Annotated in this window: 15 protein-coding genes; 6 read left to right on the top strand and 9 right to left on the bottom strand. The window is 72.3% G+C overall.

Annotated features, from left to right (window positions below; genetic code table 11):
- Positions 1–25: 25 nt before the first annotated feature.
- Both ACMA1D_RS03560 and ACMA1D_RS03565 read right to left on the bottom strand, forming a co-directional pair.
- On the bottom strand, positions 26–646 hold the full coding sequence (locus ACMA1D_RS03560; RefSeq protein ID WP_414722370.1) for a DsbA family protein: 621 nt from the start codon (positions 644–646) through the stop codon (positions 26–28).
- 13 nt (positions 647–659) lie between these two features.
- A complete protein-coding gene (locus ACMA1D_RS03565; protein ID WP_414722371.1) occupies positions 660–1,103 on the bottom strand; it encodes a MarR family winged helix-turn-helix transcriptional regulator in 444 nt (147 codons plus the stop codon).
- Positions 1,104–1,191: 88 nt separating this feature from the next.
- On the opposite strand from ACMA1D_RS03565, the gene ACMA1D_RS03570 reads away from it, so the two are divergent.
- A complete protein-coding gene (locus tag ACMA1D_RS03570) occupies positions 1,192–2,232 on the top strand; it encodes an NADP-dependent oxidoreductase (RefSeq protein WP_414722372.1) in 1,041 nt (346 codons plus the stop codon).
- Between the two features lie 258 nt (positions 2,233–2,490).
- Positions 2,491–3,330, top strand: coding sequence for an EI24 domain-containing protein (locus ACMA1D_RS03575; protein ID WP_414722373.1), 840 nt, complete (start codon positions 2,491–2,493; stop codon positions 3,328–3,330).
- A gap of 51 nt (positions 3,331–3,381) precedes the next feature.
- Here ACMA1D_RS03575 and ACMA1D_RS03580 read toward each other — a convergent pair whose 3' ends face one another.
- Entirely contained in the window at positions 3,382–4,278 is an 897-nt protein-coding gene (locus ACMA1D_RS03580) for an SGNH/GDSL hydrolase family protein (RefSeq protein WP_414722374.1), read from the bottom strand.
- A 324-nt stretch (positions 4,279–4,602) separates the two neighbouring features.
- Between ACMA1D_RS03580 and ACMA1D_RS03585 the strand changes: the two genes are divergently transcribed.
- Positions 4,603–5,097 carry a DUF3145 domain-containing protein gene (locus ACMA1D_RS03585; protein ID WP_414722375.1) on the top strand — a complete coding sequence of 165 codons (495 nt, stop codon included), beginning with the start codon at positions 4,603–4,605 and terminating at the stop codon, positions 5,095–5,097.
- 352 nt (positions 5,098–5,449) lie between these two features.
- On the opposite strand, the gene fabF is transcribed toward ACMA1D_RS03585, so the two are convergent.
- From fabF to ACMA1D_RS03610, 5 genes are all read right to left on the bottom strand, one after another.
- Complete coding sequence (fabF, locus tag ACMA1D_RS03590; protein ID WP_414722376.1) at positions 5,450–6,712, bottom strand: beta-ketoacyl-ACP synthase II; 1,263 nt, start codon at positions 6,710–6,712, stop codon at positions 5,450–5,452.
- Positions 6,713–6,779: 67 nt separating this feature from the next.
- Positions 6,780–7,028: an acyl carrier protein gene (locus ACMA1D_RS03595; protein ID WP_349991095.1), complete on the bottom strand. Its 249-nt coding sequence runs from the start codon at positions 7,026–7,028 to the stop codon at positions 6,780–6,782.
- A gap of 96 nt (positions 7,029–7,124) precedes the next feature.
- Positions 7,125–8,138, bottom strand: a complete 1,014-nt coding sequence (locus ACMA1D_RS03600; RefSeq protein ID WP_414722377.1) for a ketoacyl-ACP synthase III — start codon at positions 8,136–8,138, stop codon at positions 7,125–7,127.
- A 12-nt stretch (positions 8,139–8,150) separates the two neighbouring features.
- A complete protein-coding gene (locus ACMA1D_RS03605; protein ID WP_414722378.1) occupies positions 8,151–9,092 on the bottom strand; it encodes an ACP S-malonyltransferase in 942 nt (313 codons plus the stop codon).
- Between the two features lie 95 nt (positions 9,093–9,187).
- Positions 9,188–10,366 carry a PucR family transcriptional regulator gene (locus ACMA1D_RS03610; protein ID WP_414722379.1) on the bottom strand — a complete coding sequence of 393 codons (1,179 nt, stop codon included), beginning with the start codon at positions 10,364–10,366 and terminating at the stop codon, positions 9,188–9,190.
- Between the two features lie 70 nt (positions 10,367–10,436).
- Between ACMA1D_RS03610 and ACMA1D_RS03615 the strand changes: the two genes are divergently transcribed.
- Positions 10,437–11,108 (top strand): pirin family protein, encoded by a 672-nt coding sequence (locus ACMA1D_RS03615; RefSeq protein ID WP_414722380.1) that lies wholly within the window; start codon positions 10,437–10,439, stop codon positions 11,106–11,108.
- A gap of 113 nt (positions 11,109–11,221) precedes the next feature.
- Here the strand turns inward: ACMA1D_RS03615 and ACMA1D_RS03620 are convergent, their stop codons facing one another.
- Positions 11,222–12,040, bottom strand: a complete 819-nt coding sequence (locus tag ACMA1D_RS03620; RefSeq protein WP_414722381.1) for a serine hydrolase domain-containing protein — start codon at positions 12,038–12,040, stop codon at positions 11,222–11,224.
- Between the two features lie 366 nt (positions 12,041–12,406).
- On the opposite strand from ACMA1D_RS03620, the gene ACMA1D_RS03625 reads away from it, so the two are divergent.
- Positions 12,407–12,886 (top strand): MerR family transcriptional regulator, encoded by a 480-nt coding sequence (locus tag ACMA1D_RS03625; protein WP_414722382.1) that lies wholly within the window; start codon positions 12,407–12,409, stop codon positions 12,884–12,886.
- Between the two features lie 5 nt (positions 12,887–12,891).
- The gene (locus ACMA1D_RS03630; protein WP_414722383.1) at positions 12,892–13,908 is read left to right on the top strand and encodes an aldo/keto reductase; all 1,017 of its coding nucleotides are present in this window, start codon (positions 12,892–12,894) and stop codon (positions 13,906–13,908) included.
- Positions 13,909–13,929 lie beyond the last annotated feature (21 nt).

A 13,929-nucleotide genomic window follows, 5' to 3' on the forward strand; every position in this document is an offset into this window, starting at 1 on the left:
AGGCGCCCGGCCGGGCCCGCTCGCGCTACGAGAAGTCGAGCTCCCCGGTCCGGGTGCGCTTCAGCTCGAAGAACTTCGGGTAGCCGGCCAGCAGTCGGGCGCCGTCGAAGAGCCGGACCGCCTCCTCGCCGCGCGGAATGGCCGTCAGCACCGGGCCGAAGAAGGCCACGCCGTCGATGTGGATGGTGGGCGTGCCGACGTCCTCGCCGACCGGGTCCATGCCCTCGTGGTGGCTCTTGCGCAGCGCCTCGTCGTACGCCGTGCTGTCCGCCGCGTCGGCCAACTCCGTCGGCAGGCCCGCCTCGGCCAGTGCCTCCTCGATCAGCGTCCGGTCAACATCCCGCTTCTCGTTGTGGATGCGGGTGCCGAGCGCCGTGTACAGCGGGCGCAGCACCTCCTCGCCGTGCTGCTGGGCGGCGGCTATGCAGACCCGGACCGGGCCCCAGCCGCGCTCAAGGAAGTCCTTGTAGCGCTGCGGGATGTCCTCGCGCCCGTCGTTGAGCACGGACAGGCTCATCACCCGGAACCGCAGGTCGATGTCGCGGTGCTGCTCGACCTCCAGGATCCAGCGCGAGGTGATCCACGCGAAGGGGCAGGCGGGGTCGAAGTAGAAGTCAACAGAGTGGCGGGTGGTGTCATCGCTCATGGTCTGAACCTAACTACTCGGGGGGCGCTTCCGGAGCGATCCCCAGCATCCGTTGGAGAAGATCACGTAGCACCAGGCGCTCCTGGTGCGAGAGCCCGCCCAGGGGCTCCTGTGCGAAGTCGAGCGAACCGCGCAGCCGCTCGGCCGTCTCCTGGCCGACGTCGGTGGGGGCGGCGAGCTTGACCCGGCGGTCGGCCGGATCGGGCCGGCGTTCGACCAGGCCGCGGCATTCGAGGCGGTCCACGATGCCGGTGATGTTCGACGGCTCGCACTTGAGTTGCTGCGCGATGCGGCGCATCGGCATCGGCTCGTGGGCGAGCAGCCCCAGCACCCTGGCCTGCGCACCCGTCAGGGCGTGCTGCGCCGCCGCCTGCTCGTACTGCTCGTGGTAGCGCGCCACCACGGTGCCGATGAGCTGGACGACCTCGAAGGTGAGGGGGTCAGGGGTTGGAGCCATGGTCGCCAGGGTACCTCGTTGCTTGACACCATGAAATATCTACGTGCATGGTTGTTTCACCTGCTGAAACATCTGGAGGGTCCGCCGCATGCCCGCTTCCCGTACGACCGATCTGCCCACCGTCGGCCACGCCTGGCACCTGCTCGCCCGCCCCGACGGCTGGCCCACCCCCGCGGACTTCGCACTCCGCGAGATCGCCCTCGCGGAGCCGGGCCCGGGGCAGCTCCTGGTGCGGAACAAGTATGTCTCGGTCGACCCCTACATGCGCGGCCGGATGAACGACGTCAAGTCCTACATGCCGCCCTTCGCGCTCGACGCGCCCATGGACGGCGCCGCGGTCGGCGAGGTCGTCGCGGTGGGGCCGCAGACCTCCGGCGTGACCGTCGGCGACCACGTGGCGCACCGCCTCGGCTGGCGCGACTACGCGCTGGTGGACGCCGCCGACGCGAGCCCCGTCGACCCCGGGGCCGCCCCGCTCCCCGCCTACCTGGGCGCCCTCGGCATGCCCGGACTGACCGCGTACGCCGGGCTGATGAAGGTCGCCGCGTTCCAGCCGGGCGAGACGGTCTTCGTCTCCGGCGCCGCCGGCGCGGTCGGCAGCCAGGTCGGCCAGCTCGCCCGACTCAAGGGCGCGAAGCGGGTCATCGGCAGCGCGGGTTCGGACGAGAAGGTTCGGCTGCTGCTCGACGAGTACGGCTTCCACGCGGCCTTCAACTACAAGCGGGGCCCGGTCGCCGAGCAACTGGCCGAGGCCGCGCCCGACGGCATCGACGTCTACTTCGACAACGTCGGCGGCGACCACCTCGCCGCGGCCATCGACGCCCTGCACGTCCACGGCCGGATCGCCGTCTGCGGGATGATCTCCGTCTACAACGCCACCGAGCCCACCCCGGCCCCGCACAACCTGCCGCTCATCATCGGCAAGCGGCTGCGGATGGAGGGCCTGCTCGTCACCGACCACGTGGACCTGCGACCCCAGTTCCTGAGCGAGGTCGGCGGCTGGCTGCGGGACGGCAGCCTGCGCCACAGCGAGACCGTGGTGCCCGGCCTGGAGAACGCCGTAGACGCCTTCCTGGGCATGTTGCGCGGCGAGAACGTCGGCAAGATGGTCGTCCGCCTGGACGACTGAGCGGCCCCGCCCGCGCCCGGCAGCCCACCGACCCACCCGGCGTGCGGCTGCGGGCGCGGGCGGGCCCGTACGGACCGCCTTCGGCCGCCACGGCCCCGCACCGCTGCACGGCTCCCGCCGCCCCGGGCGCGTACGGAGCGGGTCCGGCCCCCCAAGGCCCGCGCCCCACGGCCTCCTCCGCCGCCCCGACGGCCCGCCGTCACAGCCCCCGCCGCCCCCGGGTGATCCGCCGCGGGCGCACCGCCTAAGCTGCGGGCCATGCGAGATCTGGCAGTCGGCATGGGGTACCTGATCAAGGGTCAGCGGTGGATGGTGCGCCATCCGCGCGCCTGGGGGCTCGGCATGTTGCCGGCCCTGATCACCTTGGTGGGGTACGTCGTCGCACTGTTCGCCCTGGCCTGGTGGACCGGCGACATCGTCAGGTGGCTGACCCCGTTCGCCGACGACTGGGGCAGCCCCTGGCTCGACCTCTTCCGCACCACGCTGGCCGTGCTGTTCTTCGGCGGCGCGCTGCTGCTCGCCCTGATCACCTTCACCGCCGTCACGCTCCTGGTCGGCCAGCCGTTCTACGAGTCGATCTCGGAGGACGTGGACCGCTCCGTGGACGGCCACGCGCCCGAGTCCGGGCTGCCGCTCTGGCGCGAACTGCTCATCGCCGTACGGGAGAGCACCGCGGTGCTGCTGCGGGTGGCGCTGTGGGGCACGCTGCTGTTCGCGGCCGGCTTCCTGCCGGTCGTCGGCCAGACCGCGATCCCGGCCATCGGCTTCTGCGTCTCCGGCTTCTTCCTCACCGAGGAGTTGGCCGCGGTCGCGCTGGCCCGCCGTCGGGTCCCGCTCGCCGAACGGCTGCGGCTGCTGCGCTCCCGCAAGCTCCTCGTGCTGGGCTTCGGGGTGCCGCTGACCCTGCTCTTCCTGGTGCCGCTGGTCGCCGTCGTGGTGATGCCGGGCGCGGTCGCCGGCGCCACCCTGCTCGCCCGCGACCTGCTGGGCGAGCCGACGTCGCAGGACCCGCCGGGCGAGTCCGCGGCAGCCACCGGCCCGACCACCGGCGCCGCCACCGGCCCCGGCCCGTCCGCCGACCCCGCCACCGCCGGCTGACGGGAGGGTCGGTTACGGGATGTCCGGCCCGGTGCCGGCCAAGGCGACCCGTTACGCGGCGTCCCGCCGGTTGATCACCTGGTACGCCAGGTCGGCCAGCTTCCGCTGACCCTCCTTGTTCGGGTGGAACCAGTCCCACTCGCTCAACTCGTCACCCGTGAAGCGGTAGTCGTACACCGCGCCGTCGTACCGGCACAGCACGTCCCGGGTGCAGACGTCGCGCAGGGCGCTGTTGTACTCCTGCACCCGGCGCTGCACCTGGTCGCGCCGGTCGTTGGCGCGGTCGTGGTCGGCCTGGGCGTCGCGCAGCATCGACGGGCAGATGCCCAGCTTCCACACCTGGCGGCGGATCGGGTCCTTGCGCCCCTCCGACCACAGCCGCTTGAGGTCGGGCACGCTCGCCACGTACACCTGCGTCTTGGGCAGCGCCCGGCGCAGACCGGTCAGGGCGGCGCTGAAGTCGGCCCGGAAGTCGGCGACCGGCGTCATCTCGGCGACCGTGTCCTGGCAGGCGTCGTTGGCGCCGATCATCACGGTGACCAACTCGGGCCGCTTGGCCGTCGCCGCCCGCACCTGGGCGGGCAACTCGGCCATCACCGCGCCGGTCTTGGCGAAGTTCCAGGTGCGCTGCGTGGCGTCGGGCAGCAGTCGCGCGGCGACGCTGTCCACGTCCGAACCGGTCGACCAGGAGACCTCGGGGCAGTCGGACAGCAGCGAGCAGGCGTCGAACCCCCGGGTGATCGAGTCACCGACCGAGGCGACGGAGCCCGGACGGGTGTCCCACGTGGGGGTGGGTTTCGCCGCCGGCCGTTTGGCCGCATCCGTGGCGTTCTTGGCCCCGCTGCCGTCGGCGTCGTCGTTGCACCCCGCGAGCAGGGCCAGGCATGCCAGCAGCGCAGTGGCTGCGGTGGAGCGCCGGAGTCGAGTTGACCGGGCGTGGTCCCGCATCGCTGTTCCCCCCTCGGGCCGGGCAATGATATGTATCCGAGACCGACGGTACGTCATCCGCCCGGCGCTGCCGCGCGGTAGCTTTGCCCGTGTGAGGTGGACCCCCGACCGCGGAGGTGCGCGTCGCGCATGCCGGCACGTTACGTCGCGTCATTTCCTGTCCCATTTAGAGAGAATTACCCCCAGTAGTGTTTACTACAGGTAGTCTCGGGGGCTGGTACGGGTGTGATCATTGGGGCAGAATGGTTGCTGTCCTGGGCTCAAGCCGGTAAGGAACGCGAGGCCGCTGGGGAAGGCGTACCTCGAACCGCACTGGAGGTCCCGGTGACGACACGTGGAGTCCTGTACGTTCACTCCGCCCCGCGTGCGCTGTGCCCGCACGTCGAATGGGCCATCGCGGGTGTGCTCGGAGTGCGCGTCACCCTGGACTGGATCAGACAGCCCGCAGCGCCCGGCACCTGGCGTGCCGAGTTCTCCTGGCAGGGGCAGGCGGGCACCGCGTCCAAACTCGCCTCCGCCCTGCGCGGCTGGCACCTGCTCCGCTTCGAGGTGACCGCCGAACCGTGCGCCACCGCCGAGGGCGAGCGCTACAGCTCAACCCCCGACCTGGGCATCTTCCACGCGGTCACCGGGATACATGGCGACATCCTGATCCCCGAGGACCGACTGCGGGCCGCCCTCGGGCGCGCCTCCCGCGGCGAGAGCGAGCTCGCCACGGAACTGACCAAGCTGCTCGGCAAGCCCTGGGACGACGAACTCGAACCGTTCAGGTACGCGGGCGAGGGCGCGCCGGTGCGCTGGCTCCACCAGGTCGTCTAGGCCGTCGGCCGGCGCCCCGCGGCCCGGCCCGACCGACCCGGCCCTGTCGTCCGGCCCCGACTGCTTGGCGTGCCCCGGCCACCCGGCCCGAGCCCTGACCACCCGGCCCCGCCGCCCGGGCCGTCCTCCCTGCCCCAACTCGCCTGCCCGGGGCCGGTGTTGGGCCGCAGGTGGCCCGGAAGTCCGCCCTGCGCCGGTCCCGGAGCCCGGGTGGCCGGGGGAGCGCGGGGGCGCAGCGGCCGGCGGTGCGGAACGAACGAGCGCCCGCTCGGTCCCAAGGACCGGGCGGGCGCTCCGACGTTCGTCGTAGGCCGGCTGCGGCGCGCGGTGGGCGCCGAGGCCGACCGGGGCGCTAGACCGTACGGAAGGCGAGCGCCACGTTGTGGCCGCCGAAGCCGAAGGAGTTGTTCAGCGCCGCGATCGGACCGTCGGGCAGCGCCCGCGGCTCGTCGCGCACGATGTCGCCGTCGACCTCCGGGTCGAGCTCGGAGATGTTGATGGTCGGCGGGGCCAGCCGGTGCTTGAGCGCCAGCACGGTCGCCACCGTCTCGATGCCGCCGGCGCCGCCCAGCAGGTGGCCGGTCATCGACTTGGTCGCCGAGACGGCCATGTGGTCCACGTCGTCGCCGAACACCTTGCGCAGCGCCTTCAGCTCGGCCACGTCACCCAGCGGCGTCGAGGTGGCGTGCGCGTTGACGTGCACGACCTCGGCGGGCTTCAGGTCGGTCGAGTCGAGCAGGTTCTGGAGCGCGTGGGCGATGCCGCTGCCGGTGGGCTCGGGCTGCGCGATGTGGTGGCTGTCGGCCGACAGGCCCTGGCCGATGGCCTCGCAGTAGACCGTGGCGCCGCGCTGGGCGGCGTGCTCGGCCGATTCGAGGATCACGACGCCGGCGCCCTCACCGAGCACGAAGCCGTCCCGGCCCGTGTCGTAGGGGCGCGAGGCACCTTCGGGGTCCTCGTTGTTCTTGGTCATCGCCATCATGTTGCCGAACGCGGCGATGGGCAGCGGGTGGATCGCCGCCTCCGTACCGCCGGCGACGACGACGTCGGCCCGGCCGGAACGGATCATCTCGATGGCGTACCCGATGGCCTCGGCGCCGGAGGCGCAGGCGCTGACCGGGGTGTGCACGCCGGCCTTCGCGTTGACTTCAAGGCCCACGTTGGCCGCCGGGCTGTTCGGCATGAGCATCGGGACCGTGTGCGGGGAGACCTTCCGCACGCCCTGCTCGCGCAGGATGTCGTACTGCCCGAGCAGCGTGGTCACCCCGCCGATGCCGGACGCGATGACGGCGCCGAGCCGGTCCGGGTTGATGCCCGCCTCGGCCCCGGCCTTGCCGGTGTAACCGGCGTCGGCCCACGCCTCGCGGGCGGCGATCAGCGCGAACTGCGCCGACCGGTCGAGCTTCCTGGCCTGCGGCCGGGGGATGGACTCACCGGGATCCACGGCGATCTCCGCCGCGATCTTGACGGGCAACTGCTCCGCCCAGTCGTGCGTGAGGGGGCCGACGCCGGAGCGCCCTGCGAGCAGGCCCTCCCAGAATGACGCGCTGTCGCCACCCAGCGGTGTGGTTGCGCCGATACCGGTGACGACCACCGTGCGATTGGTCGCGTTCACAGGAATTCTTTCTCCACGGGTAGAGGTGCGGAATCCGCCACCGCCGGGGTGGCGACAGGCGAGGCCCTTAGGCCTGGTGCTTGAGGATGTAGTCGGTCGCGTCGCCGACCGTCTTGAGGTTCTTGACGTCGTCGTCCGGGATCTTGACGTCGAAGCGCTCTTCGGCGGCGACGACGACCTCGACCATGGACAGCGAGTCGACGTCCAGGTCATCGGTGAAGGACTTGTCCACCTGGACGTCCTCGGTCGGGATACCGGCGATCTCGTTCACGATCTCTGCGAGACCGGCGACGATCTCTTCCTGAGTGGCGGCCATGTTGGCGCTCTCCTTCGATGTGTGCGTGAAATGTGCAGCGCCGACGGTTCCGGGCTGCGCTGTGGCGGGGGTGAGTCCGCGGGTTGATCGTACGGACTAGGGGAGGGTAACGACCGTCGCTGCGTAGACGAGACCCGCCCCGAAGCCGATGACGAGAGCGGTGTCGCCGCTCTTCGCCTTCCCGGTGGCCAGCAGTCGCTCCATGGCGAGCGGGATGGAGGCCGCCGAGGTGTTGCCGGTGGATTCCACGTCACGGGCGACCGTGACGTGCTCCGGCAGCTTGAGTGTCTTGATCATCGAGTCGATGATCCGCATGTTGGCCTGGTGCGGGATGAAGACGTCCAGGTCCTCGGCCGCGACGCCGGCCACGTCCAGCGCCTGCTGGGCGACCTTGGCCATCTCGTACACCGCCCAGCGGAAGACCGCCTGGCCCTCCTGCGTGATGGCCGGGTAGCGCACCTCGCTGAGGTCCTTGGCGTCCCGGTAGATCTCCCAGGACTCGGTCTGCATGATGGTGTTCGCCTTGTCGCCCTCCGAGCCCCACACAGTGGGGCCGATGCCGGGCTCCTTGGCCGGGCCCACCACCACCGCGCCGGCGCCGTCGCCGAACAGGAAGGCCGTCGCGCGGTCCGTCCGGTCGGTCAGGTCGGACAGCCGCTCCACGCCGATGACCAGCACATGTTCCGCGCTGCCCTCCACCACCATGCCCTTGGCCAGGGTCAGGCCGTAGCCGAACCCGGCGCAGCCGGCGGAGATGTCGAAGGCGGCGGGCTTGGCGGTGCCGAGCAGGTGGGCGATCTCGGTGGCGATGGCCGGGGTCTGCTTGAAGTGCGAGACGGTCGAGACGATCACGGCGCCGATCTGGTCCGGGGTGATCCCGGCGTCGGCGATGGCCTTGCCGCCGGCCTCGACCGACATGGCGGCCACGGTCTCATCCGGGCCGGCCCAGTGCCGGGTGGCGATGCCGGAGCGCGAGCGGATCCACTCGTCCGACGAGTCGATGTGCTTGAGGATCTCCTCGTTGGGCACCACGCGGGTCGGGCGGTAGCCGCCGACGCCGAGGATGCGCGCGTACGGAGAGCCCTGGGCGGGCTTGATCTTCGACGTCATGCTCTGGGACTCCTATTCGGCCGGGGCAGCGTGCTCGGCGATCAGCGTCCGGGCCGCTTCCAGGTGGTCCGGCTTCTTCAGCGCCAGGTGCTGCACGCCGGGCAGCGCGCGCTTGGCCAGCCCGGTCAGGGCTCCGCCGGGTGCCACCTCGATGAGGGCGGTGGCGCCCAGACTGCTGAAGGTCTCCATGCACAGGTCCCAGCGCACGGGGCTGGCGACCTGGCCGACCAGGCGGTCGATCACCTCGGCGCCGGAGGCGACGAGCTGACCGTCCTTGTTGGACACGTAGCGGGTGCGCGGGTCGGCCGGCACGAGCTGCTTCGACGCGGTGGCCAGCGCCTCGACCGCGGGGGCCATGTGCTGGGTGTGGAAGGCGCCGGCGACCTTCAGCGGCACCACCTTGCGGGTGCCTTCGGGCTTGTCGGCCACGAGCGCCGCGAGCTGCTCCGCGGTGCCGGCGGCCACGATCTGGCCCGCACCGTTGACGTTCGCCGGCGTGAGGCCGAGCTTCTCCAGGTGCGGCAGGACCACGTCCGGCTCGCCGCCCAGCAGGGCGGCCATGCCCGTCTCGGTCACCGCGGCGGCCTCGGCCATGGCCAGGCCCCGCTTGCGCACCAGGCGCAGCGCGTCCACGTTGGACAGCACGCCGGTCAGTGCGGCGGCGGCCAGCTCGCCGACGCTGTGGCCGGCCGCGACGCCCACCCGGGCGGCGAGGTCGTCCGTCGTCGGGAAGAGCTGCTGCGCCGAGACCAGCGCGGAGGCCACCAGGAGCGGCTGCGCTACGGCAGTGTCCCGGATCTCGTCCTCATCGGCCTTGGTGCCGTAGTAGACGAGGTCCAGATCGAGAATGGTGGACCAGGCACGGAGCTGGTCCTCGACACCGGGAAGTTCGAGCCAGGGGGCGAGGAAGCCGGGCGACTGGGCGCCTTGGCCGGGAGCGACGAGTACGAGCACTCTCACACTCTCTCTCGCGACGGGTGTCGGCCGCCCGTGGGGACAGGGACGAAGAACCGTCTGGGGAATTGTGGACGTCGGACAAAACCCTGGAGTCACGCTCCTGCGTCGGCGAGCCGCCCCAGGATCAGGGCGATGCGGAGCGTGAACGCGGACCGTACGTCAGAGGGTGACCACCCGGTGACATCGGTCACACGTCGCAGCCGGTAGCGCACGGTGTTGGGGTGCACGAACAACATGCGGGCGGCGCCCTCCAGACTGCTTGCCTGTTCCAGATAGACGCTCAGCGTCTCCAAGAGGGCCGATCCCGCCTCGCTTAGTGGTCTGTAGATCTCCTCCACTAGCTGTTCACGAGCGGCAGGGTCGCCGGCCATCGCTCGTTCGGGCAGCAGGTCGTCGGCGAGCACCGGCCGCGGCGCGTCGGGCCAGGCCGCGCTGGCCCGCAGGCCGGCCGCCGCGGCCCGCGCCGAGCGCGTCGCCGACACCAGGTCGCCGACGATGGGGCCGGCCACCACGGGGCCGGCGGCGAACGGCCCGATGAGCGCCTTCGCCGTCTGGAGCGGATTGTCCGAACCGCCCGCGATGACCACCAGGCGCTCGCCGAGCACCCCGGTCAGCACCTGCACCTTGGCGTGCCGGGCGGCGCGCCGGATGGCCTCCACCGTCAGCTCGCTGTTGCCGCTCGGCGCGGTGCCCAGCACCACGCACACCGACTCGGGCGAGGTCCAGCCGAGCGCAGCGGCCCGGGACAGCGCGCCCTCGTCGGCCTCGCCCGAGAGCACCGCGTTGACCACCAGCGACTCCAGCCGGGCGTCCCAGGCGCCGCGGGCCTCGGCGGCCTGCGCGTACACCTGGGCGGTCGCGAACGCGATCTCGCGCGCGTAGACCAGCACCGCCTCGCGCAGCACCGATTCGTCACCGGGCGCCGCGACCTCGTCGATCGCCGACTCCATGACCTCGATGGTGGTGCGCACCATCTCCACGGTCTGGCGCAGCGTGATCGCCCGGGTCAGCTCCCTGGGCGCGGTGCCGAACACGTCGGTGCTGATCGCCTGCGGCGCGTCGGGATGCCGGAACCACTCGGTGAACGCCGCGATGCCGGCCTGGGCGACCAGGCCGATCCAGGAGCGGTTCTCGGGCGGCATCGCCCGGTACCACGGGAGCTGCTCGTCCATGCGGGCGATGGCGACCGCCGCGAGCTTGCCGGACGACTTCTCCAGCCTGCGGAGCGTTGCGGGATGCGGGTGCGGAAGGGCGGATGCGGGTTCAGGCACGAAGACAAGCCTGCCTTATCGGATGGGGTGCGCGCGGGCACGGGGTCCCGGCAGGGGCTACCGTGGGCCGATGACGTGGGTTCAACGGGCTGGTGAGCGGTACCGGGGCGGGGCGGAGCCGGGGATCGAAACCTGGCATGCGTTTTCCTTCTCGGGTTTCTACGACCCGGACAACGTGCGGTTCGGGCTGTTGGCGGCGTGCAACGAGGAGAACCTCGCGCCCGGCGCCGGGTTCGACGAGCATCCGCACCGCGATCTGGAGATCGTCACCTGGGTGATCGAGGGCGAGCTCACCCACGAGGACTCCACCGGGCACCGGACGGTTGTCCGCCCCGGCGACGTCCAGCGGCTGAGCGCCGGCAGCGGCGTACGGCACAGCGAGCGCAACGCGGGCGCCGATCCGCTGCGCTTCGTCCAGATGTGGCTGACCCCGGCGGCCTGGGGCGGCGAGCCCGAGTACGAGGTGGTCCGCGGCCTCGCCGACGCGACCCCGTACGCACTGGAGCGGGCCGGGGCCGTGCTGCACCCGCGCCGGCTGGCCGACGGGGCACGCACGGCGCTGCCCGACGCGCCCTCGGTCTACCTCCACGTGGTGCGCGGCCAGGTCGAGTTGGCCGGCGAGCGGCTCGGCCCCGGGGACGCCGCCAGGCTCCAGGAGCGGCCCGGGCTGCACGCCACCGCGGTGGGCGACGCGGAGTTCCTGGTGTGGGAGATGCACGGCGAGCCCGACTTCGGGTACTGAGCCAGGGGCCGGGCGGCGGAGGCTCGGCCCCTGGCCCGGTCGCGCGTACGGGGCGCGGCGGACCAGGCGCCGGGCCCGGTCCGGTACGCGTACGGGCCCGGCCGGGGCGGCCGTTACGCGCTCGCCAGCTCTGCGAGGACCGCGTCCGTCAGGGCCGGCCACACCTCGATCGCCCACGGTCCGAACGCGCGGTCGGTCAGCGCCACGCAGGCCGCGCCGGCCGCCGGGTCCACCCACAGGAACGTGCCGGACTGGCCGAAGTGGCCGAAGGTGCCGGGCGAGGAGGTGGCGCCGGTCCAGTGCGGGGACTTGCCGTCGCGGATCTCGAAGCCGAGGCCCCAGTCGTTGGGCCGCTGGTTGCCGTAGCCGGGCAGCACGCCGGCGAGGCCGGGGAAGACGACGGAGCTGGCTTCGGCCAGGGTCTGCGCGGCCACCAGGCGCGGGCGCTGCAACTCGGCGGCGAAGGCGGCCAGGTCGGCGACGGTGGAGATGGCGTCCTTGGCCGGCGAACCGGCCAGCTCGCTGTCGGCCATGCCCAGCGGCTCGAACACGGCCTGCCGCACGTACTCGGGGAAGGGGATGTCGGTGGCCGCCGCGATGTGCTCGCCGAGCACCTCGAAGCCGGCGTTGGAGTAGATGCGCCGCTCGCCGGGCCCGGCCATCGTGCGGTGCTCGTCGAAGGCGAGGCCCGAGGCGTGCGCGAGCAGGTGCCGCACGGTCGCGCCGGCGGGCCCGGCCGGTTCGTCGAGGTCGATCGCGCCTTCTTCGACGGCGACCAGCGCGGCCAGCGCCACCAGCGGCTTGGTGACCGACGCGAGCGGGAACCGGTCGCGGGTCGGGCCGTGCGACCCGGCCAGCGTGCCGTCGGAGCGTACGACGGCCGCAGCCGCCGAGGGGACCGGCCAGTTCTCGATCATCCGCAGGCTTTCCATGCCGGCGAGCCTACGGCCTGGCCGCCGCCGCACCGCGCCCAGGTCCGCCGCCCGCACCCGCCCCGGACCGCCTCCCGACCGCCGGCGGGATGCGGCAGCCGACCCGATGCCGCACGGCATGGCACCGTACGGCGTGGCGCCCGTGCGACAAGGGCACCCGTACGATCCGGTACGGACCGGCACCCGCGGGCCCCGTGCGGGCGGTGCTGCGGGCCGTGCTCCGGGCGTGCGCGGTCATCGCCGCGGCGCCCCGTACCAGCGGGTCCGGGAATGCGGCCGGGTTTTTCTCGCTTGCTTGGAGTGCACTCAAACTCTCTAGCGTTGCAGTCGTCGCGAGGGAAACCGAACCTGCGAAGGGTGGACGGCATGACCGTGACGGATAGCGCGTACGCCACCGTGGCCACGCGAACCGAGGCGACGGTGGGGGCGGCGTGCGCGGCGCCCGTGGCGCAACCCAAGCCCACCGGCCAGGACCGCTACACCATCAGCGAGGTCGTCGCCCTGACCGGGCTGAGCGCGCACACCCTGCGCTGGTACGAGCGGATCGGCCTGATGCCGCACGTGGACCGGTCGCACACCGGCCAGCGCCGCTACTCCAACCGGGATCTGAACTGGCTCGATCTGGTCGGCAAGTTGCGGCTGACCGGGATGCCGGTGGCGGACATGGTCCGCTACGCGGAACTGGTCCGCGCCGGCGAGCACACCTTCCCCGAGCGCGAGGACCTGCTCACCGCGCACCGGGAGGACGTACGCCGCCGCATCGCCGAGCTCCAGGGCACCCTCGCGGTCCTCGACCACAAGATCGACAACTATGCTGACGCCCGCCGGGCGTCGGAGAGGGTCTGACCTCCATGAGCAACGAGAAGATCGCAGCCGTCGCGCTCGGTACGGACGGCCCGCTGGTCGGCGTGCAGGGCCTGGGCTGCATGGGCATGTCGTACGCCTACGGGCCGACCGACGAGACCGAGGCGCGAGCCACCTTGGAGCACGCGCTGGAGCGGGGCGTCACCCTGTTCGACACGGCCGACGTCTACGGGCACGGCCGCAACGAGGAGTTCATCGCCCCGTTCGTCGCCGCGCACCGCGACGAGATCACGCTGGCCACCAAGTTCGCGATCGAGCGCCGCGAGGACGAGCCCGAGTTCCAGCAGATCCGCAACGACCGCCCGTACCTGCGCCAGTCCGTCGAGGGCAGCCTGCGCCGGCTCGGCGTGGACCACATCGACCTCTACTACATGCACCGGCGCAACGTGGAGGTGCCCATCGAGGAGTCGGTGGGTGCCATGGCCGAGCTGGTCACCGAGGGCAAGGTCAGGCACCTGGGGCTGAGCGAGGTCACCTCAAGTGAGCTGCGCGCCGCGCACGCCGTGCACCCGATCGCCGCGTTGCAGTCGGAGTGGTCGCTGTTCAGCCGGGACTGCGAGCGCGGCCCGGCGCTGGTCGCCGCCGAGCTCGGCATCACCTTCGTGCCGTACTCGCCGCTCGGCCGCGGCTTCCTCACCGGCTCGTTCGTCCACGCCGACCAGGAGCTGGCGGCCGACGACTGGCGCCGCACCCAGCCCCGGTTCACCGGTGACAACGCGGCGGCCAACGCCGCGCTGCTGGCCCCGCTGCGGGCCATCTCCGAGGCGCGCGGGGTGACGCTGGCGCAGGTCGCCCTGGCCTGGGTGCACCAGCGGGCCGAGGTGCACGGGCTGACCGTGGTCCCGATCCCCGGCACCCGCAAGCGCACCCGCCTGGACGAGAACCTGGACGCCAGCCGGCTGGTCCTGACCGCCGACGAGCTCGCCACCCTGGAGCCCATCGCCGACCAGGTCGCGGGCGACCGCTACCCGGACATGTCGTTCAGCGCGGCCGGCCGCGAGTAGCGCGTACCGCCCCCGCGGCCG

The sequence above is a fragment of the Streptomyces sp. 796.1 genome (assembly GCF_047525675.1).
GTDB lineage: Bacteria > Actinomycetota > Actinomycetes > Streptomycetales > Streptomycetaceae > Streptomyces.